The sequence below is a fragment of the Modestobacter muralis genome (assembly GCF_010682105.1).
Lineage (GTDB): Bacteria > Actinomycetota > Actinomycetes > Mycobacteriales > Geodermatophilaceae > Modestobacter > Modestobacter muralis.
The window spans coordinates 79,943-93,941 of record NZ_JAAGWH010000005.1 but is presented as its reverse complement, the minus strand read 5'-3'; the positions used below and the strand labels follow the sequence as shown (position 1 = coordinate 93,941).

At 72.9% G+C, this 13,999-nt stretch carries 11 protein-coding genes; 3 read left to right on the top strand and 8 right to left on the bottom strand.

Going from position 1 to position 13,999, the window contains the following annotated elements:
• Positions 1–470 (bottom strand): hypothetical protein (locus GCU67_RS01920; RefSeq protein ID WP_211660590.1); only part of this gene is annotated, 470 nt, incomplete at its 3' end.
• A gap of 166 nt (positions 471–636) precedes the next feature.
• Between GCU67_RS01920 and GCU67_RS01915 the strand changes: the two genes are divergently transcribed.
• Positions 637–1,239, top strand: a complete 603-nt coding sequence (locus tag GCU67_RS01915) for a hypothetical protein (RefSeq protein ID WP_163609395.1) — start codon at positions 637–639, stop codon at positions 1,237–1,239.
• A gap of 47 nt (positions 1,240–1,286) precedes the next feature.
• On the top strand, positions 1,287–2,750 hold the full coding sequence (locus GCU67_RS22655) for a LamG-like jellyroll fold domain-containing protein (RefSeq protein ID WP_163609394.1): 1,464 nt from the start codon (positions 1,287–1,289) through the stop codon (positions 2,748–2,750).
• Positions 2,751–2,756: 6 nt separating this feature from the next.
• On the opposite strand, the gene GCU67_RS01905 is transcribed toward GCU67_RS22655, so the two are convergent.
• From GCU67_RS01905 to GCU67_RS01895, 3 genes are read right to left on the bottom strand one after another with little or no spacing between them, the layout of a single operon-like run.
• Complete coding sequence (locus GCU67_RS01905; RefSeq protein WP_163609393.1) at positions 2,757–3,044, bottom strand: hypothetical protein; 288 nt, start codon at positions 3,042–3,044, stop codon at positions 2,757–2,759.
• 45 nt (positions 3,045–3,089) lie between these two features.
• Positions 3,090–4,076, bottom strand: coding sequence for a DUF2891 family protein (locus GCU67_RS01900; RefSeq protein WP_163609392.1), 987 nt, complete (start codon positions 4,074–4,076; stop codon positions 3,090–3,092).
• The gene (locus tag GCU67_RS01895; RefSeq protein WP_163609391.1) at positions 4,073–6,103 is read right to left on the bottom strand and encodes a S9 family peptidase; all 2,031 of its coding nucleotides are present in this window, start codon (positions 6,101–6,103) and stop codon (positions 4,073–4,075) included. The genes GCU67_RS01900 and GCU67_RS01895 overlap by 4 nt, the downstream gene beginning before the upstream one ends.
• A gap of 74 nt (positions 6,104–6,177) precedes the next feature.
• Between GCU67_RS01895 and GCU67_RS01890 the strand changes: the two genes are divergently transcribed.
• Entirely contained in the window at positions 6,178–7,422 is a 1,245-nt protein-coding gene (locus tag GCU67_RS01890) for a metal-dependent hydrolase family protein (protein WP_163609390.1), read from the top strand.
• Between the two features lie 18 nt (positions 7,423–7,440).
• Here GCU67_RS01890 and GCU67_RS01885 read toward each other — a convergent pair whose 3' ends face one another.
• The 4 genes from GCU67_RS01885 to uvrB form a co-directional block, all read right to left on the bottom strand.
• The gene (locus GCU67_RS01885) at positions 7,441–8,214 is read right to left on the bottom strand and encodes an MIP/aquaporin family protein (RefSeq protein ID WP_163609389.1); all 774 of its coding nucleotides are present in this window, start codon (positions 8,212–8,214) and stop codon (positions 7,441–7,443) included.
• Between the two features lie 57 nt (positions 8,215–8,271).
• Positions 8,272–9,363, bottom strand: coding sequence for a TerC/Alx family metal homeostasis membrane protein (locus GCU67_RS01880; RefSeq protein WP_163609388.1), 1,092 nt, complete (start codon positions 9,361–9,363; stop codon positions 8,272–8,274).
• Between the two features lie 150 nt (positions 9,364–9,513).
• Positions 9,514–10,659, bottom strand: a complete 1,146-nt coding sequence (locus tag GCU67_RS01875) for a TerC family protein (RefSeq protein ID WP_163609387.1) — start codon at positions 10,657–10,659, stop codon at positions 9,514–9,516.
• Positions 10,660–11,371: 712 nt separating this feature from the next.
• Positions 11,372–13,489, bottom strand: a complete 2,118-nt coding sequence (gene uvrB, locus GCU67_RS01870; protein ID WP_163609386.1) for an excinuclease ABC subunit UvrB — start codon at positions 13,487–13,489, stop codon at positions 11,372–11,374.
• Positions 13,490–13,999: the final 510 nt, after the last annotated feature.

Below are 13,999 nucleotides of genomic sequence, written 5' to 3'. Positions count from 1 at the left end.
AGCCCGCCCCCGACGGCCAGGTGTCCGAGGTCCGCGTCCCCGGCCAGGGTCGCCACCAGCACGACGACCAGCACCACCAGCAGCACCAGTGCCCCCGACCCGGTGACGAGCAGCCGCCGCAGGGCGCGCTGCTCCCCCGCCAGCAGCGGTCGCCAGACCGCCGGGTCGGCGTCCGCGGGCAGCCGCCGGGACCGCAGCGCCGCCCCGAGCTGCCGTTGTCGGTCGCCTCCGCCCGTCCGCCGCCGCTGCCACCGCAGCCCCAGCGTGGTGCCGCCCAGCGTGCCGGCCAGCGGGCCGAGCGGCTGGAGTAGGTCCACCGGGTCGTCCCCGACCGCGGCCTGCAGTGCCACCAGGAGGCCGTAGGTCGCCGCGAGCCACCCGGCCACCGCCGCCGCGACCACGAGCCGGCGCTGCCGCCGGGGCAGGCCACCCACCCGCTGGCGCCACGAGCGCAGCGCCGTCCAGGGCATCGGCCCGCCTCCCCGTCGTGTGCCGGTGATCGTGCCAGGACGGGTCCCCCCGAGGGGTGAGGCCACGGGACTGCGGCTCACGAACACCTGTCGTGAGCCCGATGGCCCCTGCACACGACCCGATCGCGGCTCCGGCCGCCGGCTCCCTCCGACCTCAGGACGCACCGTGACCTCCCACCGCGCCGCACCACCCCCGCGCCGCTCGGCCCGCCTCGGCGGTGCTGTCGCGGCGGTCGTCGGCCTGCTGCTGTCCGGCGTCCTCACCTGGTCGACGTCCTACGCCGCCTTCAGCGCCCGGGCGGAGAACGAGGGCAACTCCTGGACGACCGGCCGCGTGCAGCTGAGCACCGACCGCGCCAGCGCGCTGTTCCAGGCCGACGAGCTGTGGCCGGGCGCCAGCGACAGCCGGTGCCTCACCGTCACCTCCGACGGCTCGGTGCCCGGCGAGGTGCGGCTGTACGGCGCCGCGCTGACCGGACCCCTCCTGCTGACCCAGAACATCACCCTCGACGTCGTCCAGGGCACCGGCACCGCCGTGGACTGCTCCGACTTCAGCGCCCCGGCCGGGGCGCCGGTCTTCTCGCGCACCCTCGCCGGCTACCCCACCGAGTACAGCGCCGGCGGGTCGGCGTGGACGCTCGCCGGCGACGTGGGCGAGCAGCGCACCTACCGGGTCACCTACCGGGTCGACCCGAACGCGGGAAACGCGACCCAGGACTCGACCGCGACCATGACCTTCGTCTGGGAGGTCAGGTCGACGGCGCCCTGAGCGCCCGACCCCTGACCCGACCCGACCCGATGAGCCAGGAGAGACCCGTGCGCGCACCGCAGGACGCCGGCCCGTCCGCCGGCCGCGCGGTCCGGGACGGCTGGGTCGCCGTCGCGGTCACCACCCTGGCCCGCGGCGCCCTGACGCTGCTGGTCGGGCTGCTCCTCTGGTCGCAGCTCCCCGTCGTGCTGGGCTGGGAGACGACCGTGGTGATGAGCGGGTCGATGGCCCCCGCCGTCGTCGCCGGTGACGTGGTCGTCGTCCGTCCCGTCACCGGTACCCCCCAGGTGGGCCGCGTCCTGCTCGTCGACGACCCCGACCGGCCCGGTGCGGCGCGGCTGCACCGGTTGACCGCGATCGAGGACGGTGGGCTGCGCCTGCAGGGCGACGCGAACGCCGACCCCGACACCTCTCTCGTCGCACCCTCGGCCGTCCACGGCGCCGGCGTCCTGCGCGTCCCGTTCGTCGGGCTGCCGGTGGTCTGGGCCGCCGGGCAGCGCTGGCTCCCGCTGGCCGCGGCCGCCGGGGCGCTGGTCGCGCTGGTCGCTGCGGCCGGATGGCACCGCGCGCCGGCCCCGTGCGGCACCGGGACCGGGGCACCGGTTCCGGCGCGCCCCCGCCGGCCCGGTCGGCACGCGACGCCCAGCACCCGCCGCACCCCACTCGTCCGGCGCACGGTTGTGACCGGCGTCCTGGTCGCCACCTGCCCGCTGCTGCTGACCCCGCCCACGTCTGCCGGGGCGACCTTCTCGGCCAGCACGACCGACCCGGGCAACAGCATCACGATGGACTCGGTGCTCGCCTGGGGCTGCATCGACGAGTCGGCCGCTCCGGCCGCCCGGTTCTACGCACTCCGCGAGACGACCGGGACCACCGCCTACAACACGGGCACCGTCTCGGTCCCCGGCCGCACCAACAAGGGCAACGGCACCTACCGCGGCGGCGTCGTGCTGGGCGCGGCCGGCCCGGACTGCGGGTACGGCCCGGTCGCGGCGGTCACCCTCGACGGTGCGACCGGCTGGATCAGCACCGCCCGATCGTCGGCCGCCCCGGACGTCTTCACCACCCAGGTCTGGTTCCGCACCTCGGCGCCCGGCGGCCGGCTCTTCGGGGTGAACAGCCAGGAGACCGGGGCCGGCCAGTACGACCGGCACGTCTACATGACCGATGCCGGCGCACTGGTGTTCGGCGTCTACCGCGGCACCTACCACACGGTGAGCAGCCCGGCCGGCACCTCCTACGCCGACGGCCGGTGGCACCTGGTGACCGCCACGCTCGGGAGCACCGGGATGCGCCTGTACGTCGACGGCCAGGAGGTCGCCGCGAACGCCGCCCAGACCACCGGTGAGCCGATGGCCGGGTCCTTCTGGCGCTTCGGCGGGGGCGAGCTCGGCCTGTGGCCGGACAAGCCGACGAACCCCTGGTTCAGCGGCTCGCTGTCCTCGGCGGCGGTGTTCGACCGCACGCTCACCGCCGCCGAGGTCGCGCGCCAGTACCGCCCGGTCCGCTGACCCCGGTCAGTCCTCGTCGTCCTCGAAGCCGGCGATCAACTCGTCCGCCGTCCCGGGCACGTGCAGCGGGAGGACCGAGATCGTCCAGTCCGGCCGCCGGTCGTCCAGTTCGACGCCGAGCTCGAAGGCGGCCGGTGCCGACATCGGGCCGAACGACACGCCCTCGTCGTCCTCGTCGGCCTCGATCTGGACGAGCCAGGTGTCGGACAGCTCGGCGGCGAGCTCCTCGAACGCGGGCTCCGAGTCCTCGTCGGGCTCGGGAGCGTCGGCCTGGATCGGGTAGATGAGCGCCATGCCTGCACGCTAGGGCCTCGGTCGCCCATCCGACGAACGCAGCGCTCAGTACGCCGGGTCGAGGTACAGCAGGGCGTACGCGACCAGCCAGTGCTCGACCGTGTAGTGGCTGCCGCTCACGAAGGGCAGCGCCGCGGCGGCGTGCTCCGCAGCTGACGCCAGCAGGCGCGACCGGTCCCCCGGCAGCGCGTCGGCCAGCCGGCGCAGGCACCATGCCCGGCTCAGGTTCAACCCGTGCAGGTGGGCCGTCTGCCCGTCGGCGGCGTCGCCGACCCCGGCCGGGGTGAGCGCGACGCCGTCCGGCAGGAACCCGGCCAGCCAGGGCGCCGGGTCCGGGAGCACCGCGGTCATCAGCACGGCCTCGGTCAGCGCCGGGGACAGGAAGTCCGAGCCCGAGGGCTCCCAGCGCAGCGGGGCGGCGGTGTCGGCGCCGAACCACCGGCGGGCGGCGTCGGTGAGCAGCCCGTCGACACCGGCCCGGCGGGCGGCCGGCAGCGCCCTCAGCAACCCGAAGGCGCTGTTGGGGTGCAGTCCGTACCGCACCGGGTAGGTCGCGGCCGGCAGCCAGCGGGCGTACGCGCCGAGGAAGTGGTCGGCCAGCGGCTGCAGCGCCGCCGCCCAGCGCAGCGCGTCGGGATCACCGTCGTCGGACCAGGACGCGAGCTCCTCGTGCAGGGTCAGCGCCCACGCCCACCCGTAGGGCCGCTCCCAGCCCGGGGACGACGCGGCGAAGGCGACCTCGGCCGCGATCGCCGCCGGCGTCCAGTGCTCGTCGAACACCGCCCTGATCTCCGCGGCGGCGACCTGCGCCGGCGCCACCCGCAGCAGCCGGGCCAGCACCCAGTGCATCTCGACCGCGGAGTGCCAGTCGTAGCTGCCGTAGAACGCCGGGTGCCGGTCCCGCGGCCGGTGCGGGGCGTCGCCGGGGGCGGCGTAGTCGACCCGCAGCCCGTTGGGGAACTCCACCTGCACCGTGCGCAGCGCCGTCGCGGCCAGCTCCGGTGCCGCGCCCAGCAGCTCCGGCGGGGTCATGAGAGCCGGGTGGCCTGGACCGCCAGCGGCTGCCCGGCGGCCGAGGACCCGGCCGGCAGCTCGGCCACCGCGGAGGTGTTCCGCGACGTGGGCAGCCACCGGCCCCACCAGCGCAGCACGTGCTCCAGGCGGGCGCGACGGTGCTTCGGCGTCCCCGAGCGCGACAGCTCGTGCCCCTCCCCCGGGAACAGCAGCAGCTCGGTCGGCACGCCGCGGCGCTTGAGCTCGACGTAGAGCCGGGTGCCCTGCTCCAGCGGACAGCGCCAGTCCTCCTCCGAGTGGATGACCAGCGTGGGCGTGGTGATCCGGTGCGCGGAGGCCATCGGCGACTGGGCGGCGATCCGCTCGGGGTCGGTGCCCACGTACTCGTCGGGGAAGAAGAACCCGATGTCGGAGGAGCCCACGAAGCTGACCGGGTCGTTGAACCCGCGCTCGCTGATGCCGGCGACGAAGCGGTCGGTGCGGCCCAGCAGCAGCGTGGTCATGAACCCGCCGTACGAGCCGCCCATCAGCCCCACCCGTGCGGCGTCCAGCGTGGGGTCGGCGAGGGCGGCGTCGAGGAAGGCGAGGACGTCGTCGGCGTCCTTCTCGCCCATGTGCTCCTTGACGGCCCGGCCGTGTGCCTGCCCGTAGCCCGAGGAGCCCCGCGGGTTGCACATCAGCACCGCGTAGCCGGCCTCGACGTAGGCCTGCGTCTCGTCGAACAGCGTCCACCCGTACTGGGCGAACGGGCCGCCGTGCACGGTGAGCAGCACCGGGTGCGGCCCCGGCCCGGGCGGCGTGGTGACCCAGCCGTGGACCGGGTAGCCGTCCGGCGCGGTGGCCGTGGTCTCCCGCATCCGGTGCAGCCGGCCGGTGGCCTGCAGGGGTGCCCCGAAGCCGGTGAGCAGCCGGCGCCGTCCCGGGGTGATCGCGATCAGCTCACCGGCGGACCGGTCGTGCGCGACGGTCGCCACGACGACGCCGCCGCCGGCCCCGATGCCGCGCACCGTGTACGGCCCGTCGACCAGCGCCTCCGGCGCACCACCGTCCAGCGGCACCCGCAGCAGCTCGACGGCGCCGCGGCGCTGGACGCCGAGGAACACCGCCCCGTCGGCCACCACCGTCGCCGGCGTCTCGTCGCCGCGGTCGTGGTCCTCCGGGTCCAGCAGCGGCACCAGCGGTCCCCCGGCGGCGTCCACCCGGACCAGGGTGGAGTTGCGGCCGACGAAATCCCGGCCCGCCGGGCCCAGGTCCGGGACGGCCGTCGCGTAGATCGTGGTGCCGGTCGGGTCGTAGGCGGGGTGGGAGACCGCGGCGCGGGAGTCGGTGACCCGGCGCAGCCCCGAGCCGTCGGGCCGGACGGCGTACACGTCGCTGACCCGGTCGGTGTCGGCGCCCTCGTGCCGGGCCGAGACGAACGCGAGCTCGGCGCCGTCCGGGCTCCAGGTGACGTCGGAGTCGTCGACGTCCCCGCCGGTGACCTGGAACGGCGCGGCCGGTTCGATGAGGTCCTCGGCGGTGTCGGCCGGCAGGTCGACGACGAACACGTGCGGACGCCGGTCGCTGGTGAACCCGACGCCGTCGGCGCGGTACTTCAGCGTGGTGATCAGCCGGGGCGCCTCGGCGGCCGGGGCCACGTCGGGGTCGGTGCCGTAACGGCCGGCCTCGGGGACCCGGGCGACGTAGGCGATCCGGCGGGAGTCCGGGGACCAGACCGGCGCACCCGCACCCAGGTGGTGGTCGGTCAGCGCGCGGGCCGCTCCCCCACCGGTGGCCAGGACGTGCAGCTGCGGCGCGCCCTGGGGCCCGGCCGAGAGGTAGGCGAGCCAGCGCCCGTCCGGGGAGAACGCCGGGGCGGAGTCGCGGTGGCCGTGGGTGAGCGGCCGGGCCGGCGCGGATCCGTCGGTGGGCACGGTCCAGAGCTGGCTGCGGTACTGGTCGGCCTCCAGGTCCAGCCGGCTGACGGCGACGACGGCCGTCGTCCCGTCCGGGGACACCGCAGCGACGCCGGGGGTGCGCAGCAGGGACAGGTCGGTGGGCCGCATGACGGCACGCTAACCCAGGCCGCACGCGCGGAGATGATGAGCACCGCTAACGGGTGACGCCCTAGGCTGCCGTCATGACCCGACGAGTGTTCTCCGGTGGCCAGGTCCTCGACGGCACGGGCGCCCCTGCGGCCGCCGGTGACGTCGCCGTCGAGGACGGCCGGATCGTCGCCGTCGGCGTCGGCCTGGACGGCGACGAGGTCGTCGACTGCACCGGCGCGACCGTGCTGCCGGGCCTGTTCGACTGCCACGTGCACGTGATGATGAGCGGCGTCGACCTGATGCGGACGCTGCAGACGCCGTTCAGCTACGGCTTCTACGAGGCGCTGCACAACCTGCGCCGCACGCTCGCCCTCGGCATCACCTCGGTGCGCGACGCCGGTGGTGCCGACCTGGGCGTGGCCGAGGCCGTGCGGAAGGGCCTGATCAGCGGGCCGCGGATGCAGATCGCGATCAGCATGCTGTCCCAGACCGGCGGGCACGGCGACGGCTGGCACGTCTGCGGCGCGGAGTTCCCGCTGATGGGCCCGCACCCGGGCCGGCCGCGCACGATCGTCGACGGACCCGACGAGATGCGCCGCACCGTCCGCGAGCTGCTGCGGGCCGGCGCCGACGTGATCAAGGTGGCCACCAGCGGCGGCGTCCTCTCCGCCCGCGACGACCCGCGCCACCCGCACTTCCGCCCGGTCGAGCTGGACGTGCTGGTCGAGGAGGCGAACGCCGCGCACGTCGCCGTCATGGCGCACGCGCAGGGGGCGGAGGGGATCAAGAACGCCGTCCGGGCCGGGATCCGCTCCATCGAGCACGGCATCTACCTCGACGACGAGGCGATCGAGCTGATGCTGGCGCACGGCACCTGGCTGGTGCCGACGCTGGCCGCGCCGCGCGCCGTCCTCGCCGCGGTGGCCGGCGGCGCGCAGCTGCCGACCGCCGTGGTCGAGAAAGCCCGCGTCGTGCAGTCCGTGCACGACGAGTCGGTGACCCGGGCGATCGCGGCCGGCGTGAAGGTCGCCATGGGCACCGACAGCGGGGTCGGGCCGCACGGGGACAACCTGGTCGAGCTCGGGCTGATGGCCGACTGCGGCCTGACCCCGGAGCAGGCCTGGCACGCCACCACCCTGTCGGCGGCCGAGCTGCTGGGCGTCGCCGGCGAGCTGGGCAGCCTGGAGCCGGGCAAGCGCGCCGACGTCGTCGTCCTGGACGGCGACGCCGGCGACCTGACCGGGCTGGCCGGGCGGGTCCGCGAGGTGTGGCGGGACGGCGAGCTGGTCGCCGCCGGTGGTGCGACCGTCGAGCGCGGGGTCATCGCCCCGCGCTGACGGTCGCACCGGCACAGGTCAGTCCCCGCTCATGACCCCGGTGCCACTGCCCTCCTCGGCCTCCGCCTGGCTGGGCTCCTCGCCCTTGGCCAGGAACTTCGCGTAGAAGACTGCTGCGGCGATCCCGCCGAGCAGCGGCCCGAGCAGGTAGGCCCAGACGCCGTCGAACTGGCCGGAGACGATCATCGGGCCCAGGGCGCGGGCCGGGTTGACCGCACCACCGGACAGCGGGCCGGCGATGAGGACGCACACGGCCAGGGTGAAGCCGACCGACAGGCCTGCCACCGACTGCTGCACCCGCGGGTCGGTGGCGACCGAGACGATGGTCAGCACGAGGAAGAACGTGACGATCGTCTCGATGGCCAGGACGGTGACGTGACTTGTGTCGGCCGCCGGCAGGGTGGCCGCCAGATCGACCTCGTCCCGGGCGGCGTCGCCGAAGGTCGCCCACACGGTGAGGCTGGCGAGCACGGCACCGACCACCTGGGCCACCAGGTACGCCGGCACGTACGTCCAGGGGAACTTGCTGGTGATCGCCAGCCCGAGGGTGACGGCCGGGTTGAAGTGGGCGCCGGAGACGTGCCCCAGGGCGTTGACCAGGGCGACCAGGGCCAGGCCGAAGGTCAGCGCGACGGCCAGCGAGTCCGCCGGCCCGCCGGCGATCGGCCGCCCCAGGGAGGCGGACACGGCCACCGACGTGCCGGCGAAGACGAGGAAGTAGGTCCCGACGAGCTCGGCGAGCGCGACCCGGGGGATGTTCTGTGTGGTGCTGCTGCCGTAGAGGCCGGCCATGACGCGGTTGTGCTCACTTCCAGTGACGACGACGCCGCCACTGCTCAGCGGGCCGCGTCAGTCTCGGTGATCACCGCGCGGCTCGCTCGGCGAGCCGTGCACCTGGCCGGCGGCCGGCGCGGTGCGGCCGGTGCCGTCGGTGTCGACCTCCGGGGCGCCGGCCGGGGTCTCGTCGGACTCGTCGACCTGGCCGCGGGTCTTGAGCAGGCTGGCGACCGTGGCGACCACCAGGACACCGAGGATGACCGTCAGGGAGAGCCAGGTGGGGATCGTCGGCACGCTGTCCAGCGCCTCGCGCTCGCCCATGAAGGGGTACTGGTTCTCGTGCAGGGCCTCGAGGATCAGCTTGACGCCGATGAACGCGAGGATGACCGCCAGCCCCAGCGACAGGTAGACCAGCCGCTTGAGCAGGCCACCGAGCAAGAAGTACAGCTGGCGCAGGCCCATCAGCGCGAAGATGTTCGCGGTGAAGACGATGAACGGCTCGCGGGTCAGGCCGAAGATCGCCGGGATGCTGTCCAGGGCGAACAGCAGGTCGGTGGTGCCCAGCGCCAGGAAGACCACGATCATCGGCGTCCAGAGCTTCTTGCCGTTCTCGGTGACCCGGATCTTGTTCTCGCGGAAGCCCGAGGTCATCGGCAGCACCTTGCGGACGCGCCGGATGAAGCCGTTCTCCTCGTAGTCCTCGTCCTCATCGCGGTGCCGGACCAGGTTGATCGCGGTGTAGACGAGGAAGGCGCCGAAGAGGAAGAACACCCAGATGAAGCGCTCGATCACCGCGGCACCGAGCAGGATGAAGATCCCGCGGAGCACCAGCGCGATGATGATCCCGACCATCAGGACCTCTTGCTGCAGCTTCCGGGGCACCTGGAAGCGGGCCATGATGATCACGAAGACGAACAGGTTGTCGACCGACAACGAGTACTCGGTGAGCCATCCCGCATAGAACTCGGTCGCGAACGTGCCGTTCGTGACGGCCAGCACGACCAGGCCGAACAGCAGCGCCAGCGTGACGTAGAACACGACCCAGAGGGTCGCCTCCTTCGGCGACGGCTCGTGCGGGCGACGGACGACGAGGGCGAGGTCGGCGAGCAGCAGGACGGTCAGCCCTACGAACGTCGCGACCTCGAACCAGACGGGGAGCTCCACGGGAGGCGACTCTACGTGCTCGAGCCCGGGTGCACGGGCCAACGAGTCGCGCCCAGGGACCGCCGCCGGCCGGACGCACGACGGGCCGGGGACGACGTCGGTCGTCCCCGGCCCGCGGTGCTCGTGCGGTGGTGCGGTGGTGCGGTGTGGTCAGTCGAGCCCGGCGGGGGTGGTCGGCCGGCCCGAGTCGACCGGGTGCCCGGCGCCTGCCCCGGCCACGTCCGTCGCCGTCCCGGTCCTGGTGTCCGGCGCGGCGTGCCGCGGGGCGGCGGTCTTCGCGGACGGACCCTGGATGGCGGCGTCGCGCGCAGCCCGGGCGGCGCGCGTCTTCTTGTCGTGCCGCAGGCTGGTCACGGTCGTGACGAGCAGGGTCACCAGGATGACCGCCAGCGACAGCCAGGTCGGGATCTCCGGGATGACGGTGATGTGCTCACCACCGTTGATCCAGGACAGCTCGTTGGTGTGCAGCGCGTGGATGACCAGCTTGGCGCCGATGAAGCCCAGGATCACGGCCAGCCCGTAGGCCAGGTAGACCAGTCGGTCGAGCAGCCCGTCGATGAGGAAGAACAGCTGCCGCAGGCCCAGCAGGGAGAACGCGTTGGCCGCGAAGACCAGGTAGGTCTCCTGGGTCAGGCCGAAGATGGCCGGGATCGAGTCGACGGCGAAGATGACGTCAGCGGTGCCGATGGCGATCAGCGCGATGGCCAGCGGGGTGATGTACCGCTTGCCCTGCAGCGTGACCGTCATGCGGTCCTCGTGGTGCTCCTCGGTCGTGGGCACCAGCTTGCGGACCAGCCGGATGACGGCGTTCTCCTTGAACTCCTCCTCCTCCTCGGAGTGGCCACCGCTGCGGGCCTGGACCCAGGCGGTGTAGATGAGGATCGCGCCGAAGAGGTAGAAGACCCAGCTGAAGTTCTCGATCGCCGCGGCGCCGACCAGGATGAAGATCGTGCGCAGGACCAGCGCGAAGGTGATGCCGAACAGCAGCACCTTCTGCTGCGCGATCCGCGGCACGCCGAAGCTGGCCATGATCAGCACGAAGACGAAGAGGTTGTCGACCGAGAGGCTCTTCTCGGTGATGTAGCCGGCGAAGTACTCACCGCCGTACTGCCCGCCCGCAAAGACCAGGACGCCGAGTCCGAACAGCACGGCGATGCCGACGTAGACCGCCGACCAGGTGGCCGACTCCCGCAGTGTCGGGGCGTGCGGCGTGCGCACGTGACCGACGAAGTCGAACAGCAGCATCCCGACGATGCCGGCGACGGTGGCCGCCCAGACCCATGTGGGGACGTCCATGTGGTGATACCTCCGGTAGACAAGCGCGTGTCAGTACCGGAGGTCTCTCCCGCCGACCCTCATCGGTCGACCGGCAGCGCCGGAGGTCATCGGACCTCGTGTTGACGACGTTGCCGCGCAGGGATACTCCCCTCCACGAACGGCCAGGGCGTGCGTCATGGACGCTGCACCAGGCCGGTTCACAGTCTGGAACGGACGAGGCCCCCAGCGAGTTCCCGACAGCGCGAGGAACCTGGACGACGGTCGACGGTCGGGGCCCAGGACCTCGCACGGGTGATCGGACCGGGCGCTCCCGCTCACTGCGTGTACTCAGTGCCGGTCTCAGAGCTTCCAGGTACGCGTCCGGCGTGAGCTCACTGTCCCGGATGAGCGAGAACACCTCGGCACCCTGGCCAGGCTCGTCGGCGAGGACGTACGCCTGCGCGAGCCCCAGGTAGCGCGTCCGGCCGACGTCTCCGGCGTACTCGGTCGCCTCGATCTCGGCGAGCGCGATCGCCTCGTCGGACGAGCCGGCCCGCCACAGGGTGACCCGCTCCTCGTACGAGTGGCCCGCGTCGTCGCTCTCGTGCTCGAACACGCAGCGCACCCCGAACCAGCCCGAGCTCACGACCATGTGGCGATCATGTCGGCCCCTCGACACGTGGATCCCGGTGGCCCGGAACCGGAGCGGTCCTGGCCACCGGGGTCCACGTCGACGGCTGCGCAGCCCTGGTCAGACGTGCGCGGCGTCGAACTGGCGCAGCTCCCGCTTGAGCTCGTTGAGCTCGTCGCGCAGCCGGGCCGCCACCTCGAACTGCAGCTCCCGGGCCGCGGCGAGCATCTGCTCGTTCATGGTGGTGATCATGTCGGCCAGCTCGTTGCGCGGCAGGCCCTGCACGTCGATCGACCCGGCCTTCGCGCGGCTCTTCGACGACAGCCCCGGCACCGGCGACTTGCCCCGCGACTGCTGCCGGCCCGAGCCGCCGAGCAGCTCGGTGGCGCCCTCCGCGTCCTCCGACGCCTGGTAGATGCCGTCGAGGATGTCGACGATCTTCTTGCGCAGCGGCGTGGGGTCGATGCCGTGCTCGAGGTTGTAGGCGACCTGCCGCTCGCGGCGGCGGGTGGTCTCGTCGATCGCCTGCGCCATCGACGGGGTGATCTTGTCGGCGTACATGTGCACCTCGCCGGAGACGTTGCGCGCCGCCCGGCCGATGGTCTGGATCAGCGAGGTCGCCGAGCGCAGGAAGCCCTCCTTGTCCGCATCGAGGATCGCCACGAGCGACACCTCCGGGAGGTCGAGGCCCTCGCGCAGCAGGTTGATGCCGACCAGGACGTCGTACTCGCCCTGCCGCAGCTCACGCAGCAGCTCGACCCGGCGCAGGGTGTCGACCTCGGAGTGCAGGTAGCGCACCTTGATGCCGAGCTCGAGCAGGTAGTCCGTCAGGTCCTCGGACATCTTCTTCGTGAGCGTGGTGACGAGGATCCGCTCGTTCTTCTCGGTGCGGACGCGGATCTCGTGCACCAGGTCGTCGATCTGGCCCTTCGTCGGCTTCACGACCACCTGCGGGTCGACGAGCCCGGTCGGGCGGATGACCTGCTCGACGACGTCGCCCTGCACCTTGCCCAGCTCGTAGTGCCCCGGGGTCGCCGACAGGTAGACGCTCTGGTGGATGCGGTCGGTGAACTCCTCCCACTTCAGCGGGCGGTTGTCCATCGCCGAGGGCAGCCGGAAGCCGTGCTCGACCAGGGTGCGCTTGCGGCTCATGTCGCCCTCGTACATGCCGCCGATCTGCGGCACCGTCACGTGCGACTCGTCGATGACCAGCAGGAAGTCGTCGGGGAAGTAGTCGATGAGACAGGCGCCCGCGCTGCCGGGGGACCGGCCGTCGATGTGCCGCGAGTAGTTCTCGATGCCCGAGCAGAAACCGACCTGGCGCATCATCTCGATGTCGTAGGTGGTGCGCATGCGCAGCCGCTGGGACTCCAGCAGCTTGCCCTGCCGGTCCAGCTCGGCCAGCCGCGTCTCCAGCTCGGCCTCGATGTTGCCGATGGCCCGCTCCATGCGCTCAGGGCCGGCGACGTAGTGGGTGGCCGGGAAGACGAACAGCTCGTCGACCTCGCGGACCACCTCACCCGTGAGCGGGTGCAGGTAGTACAGCCGCTCGATCTCGTCGCCGAACATCTCGATCCGGCAGGCGAGCTCCTCGTAGACCGGGAAGATCTCGATCGTGTCGCCCCGCACCCGGAACGTGCCGCGGGCGAAGGCGAGGTCGTTGCGGGTGTACTGCTCGGTGACCAGGGTGCGCAGCAGCTCCTCCTGGGACCGCTGCTCCCCCACCTTCACCTTCAGCGCGCGCTCCACGTACTCCTGCGGCGTGCCCAGGCCGTAGATGCAGGAGACCGTCGAGACCACGATCACGTCGCGCCGGGTGAGCAGGCTGTTGGTCGCGGAGTGCCGCAGCCGCTCGACCTCGTCGTTGACCGAGGAGTCCTTCTCGATGTAGGTGTCGGTCTGCGGGACGTAGGCCTCGGGCTGGTAGTAGTCGTAGTAGGAGACGAAGTACTCGACGGCGGCGTCGGGCAGCAGCTCCTTGAACTCGTTGGCCAGCTGCGCGGCGAGGGTCTTGTTCGGCGCCATGACCAGCGTGGGCCGCTGCACCTGCTCGATCAGCCAGGCCGTGGTGGCCGACTTGCCCGTACCGGTCGCGCCCAGCAGCACGGTGTCGGTCGCGCCCGAGTTCACCCGCTCGGCGAGGGCCTTGATCGCGGTGGGCTGGTCGCCCGAGGGCTGGAACTCGCTGACGACGCGGAACCGGCCCTTCGTGGGCCGGAGCTCGGTTGATGCGGTCACGCGGACGACGGTACGACGACCCTGCGACAGAACGGCCCGCGTCGCGTGCGCGCACTCCTGCTGCGCCTGGGACGGATGGTGTGCCGACGTGGCGCGACACAGCCGACCCGACTTGATCACCTGCCACCCGGCGGCCTACCGTGCTCACCGCAGCACGCACGCGACGGTGCCCACCAGCGCCACCCGGACCCCGGGCGAGGTCAGTGGCCCGACGCGCCTCGAGCACTGCGTACGACGCCCTCCGTGACCGGGTCACGGAGGGCGTCGTCGTGTCCGGGAGGTGATCCCCCGGTGGACGGCGGACGGCGCCACCCGTCCCGACGGGCGTGCCCGGCAGACTCCCCCACGAGCCCCGCCGGCCGGCCTCTGGCGTCGCACATGTCCTTGCTCACGCGAGGTGTGCGGACGCTGCGAGGCGGGCATGCGGTGGCCGACCCCCACAGGACCGCGTCCGAGCGGTCCCCGGCCCCGAGACCACGGGGCCCACCCAGCGCAGGAGGAAGACACAGC